The sequence below is a fragment of the Albidovulum sp. genome (assembly GCF_049646345.1).
Lineage (GTDB): Bacteria > Pseudomonadota > Alphaproteobacteria > Rhodobacterales > Rhodobacteraceae > Albidovulum.
Genome location: NZ_JBARVQ010000333.1, coordinates 1 through 2,586, shown reverse-complemented (window position 1 = coordinate 2,586; position 2,586 = coordinate 1). Strand labels below are relative to the sequence as shown.

Annotated in this window: 4 protein-coding genes; 1 reads left to right on the top strand and 3 read right to left on the bottom strand. The window is 59.4% G+C overall.

Annotated elements, in window-relative coordinates:
• The coding region (locus tag WBB85_RS08380) for a hypothetical protein (protein ID WP_432638166.1) at positions 1 to 352 on the bottom strand (352 nt) is incomplete at its 3' end.
• Positions 353 to 608: 256 nt separating this feature from the next.
• Here WBB85_RS08380 and WBB85_RS08375 point away from each other — a divergent pair.
• Positions 609 to 863 carry a GlsB/YeaQ/YmgE family stress response membrane protein gene (locus WBB85_RS08375; protein WP_432638165.1) on the top strand — a complete coding sequence of 85 codons (255 nt, stop codon included), beginning with the start codon at positions 609 to 611 and terminating at the stop codon, positions 861 to 863.
• Positions 864 to 945: 82 nt separating this feature from the next.
• Here WBB85_RS08375 and hflX read toward each other — a convergent pair whose 3' ends face one another.
• The gene (gene hflX / locus WBB85_RS08370) at positions 946 to 2,172 is read right to left on the bottom strand and encodes a GTPase HflX (RefSeq protein ID WP_432638164.1); all 1,227 of its coding nucleotides are present in this window, start codon (positions 2,170 to 2,172) and stop codon (positions 946 to 948) included.
• A 56-nt stretch (positions 2,173 to 2,228) separates the two neighbouring features.
• Positions 2,229 to 2,462, bottom strand: coding sequence for an RNA chaperone Hfq (hfq, locus tag WBB85_RS08365; RefSeq protein WP_105512925.1), 234 nt, complete (start codon positions 2,460 to 2,462; stop codon positions 2,229 to 2,231).
• Positions 2,463 to 2,586 lie beyond the last annotated feature (124 nt).

Sequence of the window (2,586 nt, the reverse complement as noted above, 5' to 3'; positions counted from 1 at the left end):
CCGGGATTCTGATGTATGTGCTGCTGAAATTCTTCTGAGTGTCCCTGACTGTTAAGCCCTTGATACCTCCGTTCCACGTAGAGACCTTGCGCGCACATTGAATATCCAGTGACGATTTTTTGGCCTTGCCCGCGACCGAGACGACCGCTTCAACTCTGTACGTCGTCGCCAGTTCTTCTGACCAAATGGCATCGTTGGTGACCTCGGCCGCAGCGGTATTTCGGTGGTGCTTCCAAGGGTGGAAGTACTTAACCTCAAGGATACTCAAACCCACCAGAACGAGGAAGAAGACGACGCCCGCAAATGCAATGAGTACAGCCGCAAGGAACAGTTTAAAAAGTGTATAACCCATGGATCAGACTGCGCAATGTTTCGGCTGGACTGGACATTATTAAACGATGCGGAAGATCGTAACTCTGCACAAGCACTTCTTTGACCCGCATGAACGCAAGCGTCAGACAAAGTCGGGCAGGGCTACTGTCCAGAACAAAGTAACTTCGTCTAAGGGCCCGCTTTCCGGCGGGTCTTTTCATCTGCCGGCATCACCGCTTCCGGTCAGGAGCCATTGTGTTAGACTACCCCTGTAGTGAAAGCAGGAGACTTTGGTTATGGGTACAAGTGGTTTGATCGCAATGCTGATCGTCGGTGCGGTGGCCGGTTGGCTGGCCGGGCAGATCGTCAAGGGGTATGGCTTTGGCCTGATCGGCAACATCGTCGTCGGTATCCTCGGCGCCTTTATCGCCGGGTTCATCCTGCCCCGGATCGGTCTGGGCATGGGCGGCGGCATGGTCAGCGCCATTATCCATGCCACAATTGGTGCCGTGATCCTGCTGTTCCTGCTGCGGTTGGTCAAGACGGGCTAAGCTGCCCCGGACCTGATCCGGGGCCTCTTGGCCAACGCAGAGGTCCCGGATCAAGTCCGGGACTGCGAGGGAAAGACGGCTGTCAAAGCCCTTCGAACGCGGCCTTCTGTCGGGCGGTCCAGCGGACGCGCAGTTGGTAGCCCTCGTCGGTCTGCGCTTCGGACAGAACCACGCCTGCCTCGTGCAGCCAGGCGCGGGCCTTTCCGGCGGCGAAGGGCAGCAGCAGGTCGGCCTCGCTGCGTTCTTCGTCCAGTGCGCCATTGATCGCGTCGAGCAGTCTGCCCAACCCCTCGCCCGACAGCGCCGAGACAGCATGGATGCCCGGCTTGCGGGCGTCCTGCACCTCCAGCGCCTCGCGCAGAGGGGGGGCGAGAAGGTCGATTTTGTTCCAGACCTCGAACATCGGAACACCTTCCTCGACGCCGAGGCTTTCGAGAATGTCGCCGACATCGGCGGCCTGTTCCTCGGTCTCGGGATGGGCGATGTCGCGCACATGGAGGATCAGGTCAGCCTCAAGCACCTCTTCCAACGTGGCGCGGAAGGCCGCGACCAGTTGCGTCGGCAGGTCCGATATGAAACCCACCGTGTCCGAGAGGATCACCTTTTTGCCCGAAGGCAGTTCGACCCCGCGCATGGTCGGGTCGAGCGTGGCAAATAGCATATCCTTGGCCAGAACCTCGGCCCCTGTCATGCGGTTGAAGAGCGTCGATTTGCCTGCGTTCGTGTAGCCAACCAGCGCCACGATAGGGAACGGCACCTTGCGCCGCGCCGCGCGGTGCAATTCGCGCGTCTTGACCACCTTGGTCAATTGGCGGCGGATCTTGACCACCTCTTCATCGATGGCCCTACGGTCAGCCTCAATCTGGGTTTCGCCGGGGCCGCCGACGAAACCAAGCCCGCCGCGCTGGCGTTCAAGGTGGGTCCAGGCCCGCACCAGCCGGGTGCGTTGATAGGACAGGGCGGCAAGTTCGACTTGCAGCACACCTTCCCGCGTCCGCGCCCTGTCGGCGAAAATCTCAAGGATCAGACCCGTGCGGTCCAGAAGCTTGACGCCCCATTCCTTTTCCAGATTGCGCTGCTGCACCGGGCTGACCGGCCCGTCGACCAGCACCAGCTCAACCTCGGACGCGGCAAAGCGTGCCTTCAGTTCGGCGATCTTGCCGGACCCGAAAAGCATCCCGGGCTGTACCTTGGCCAGCCGCACAATTTCTGAGCCGACGATGTCAAGATTGGGCATCGCCCCGGCAAGGGCCACCGCCTCGGCCAGGGCATGTTCAGGCAACCGGCGCGCCGCGCGGCCGGATTTCATATCAGGATGAAGGACATAGGCCTTTGTGGGCTGGTCCTTGACGGTCAGGAGATCGGTCAGTCTTCGCCCTCGTAAAGAGAGATCGGCTGGCCCGGCATGATGGTCGAGATCGCATGCTTGTAGACAAGCTGGGACTGCCCGTCACGGCGCAGAAGCACGCAAAAATTGTCGAACCAGGTAATGACCCCCTGAAGTTTCACCCCATTGATCAGGAATATCGTTACCGGAACCTTCGCCTTGCGGACATGATTGAGAAAAGCATCTTGTAAATTCTGTTTATCGGCAGCCATGTTTATCGTCGCCTTTTGTTTTCTTTACGCGCTTACACACCCCTCGGCGCTGCACCGGAGGCTTGGGGCGAGTATGCGAAAGATTTTCCGACTTTCCAGCCCAAAGTTGCAGATTGTCTGCAAT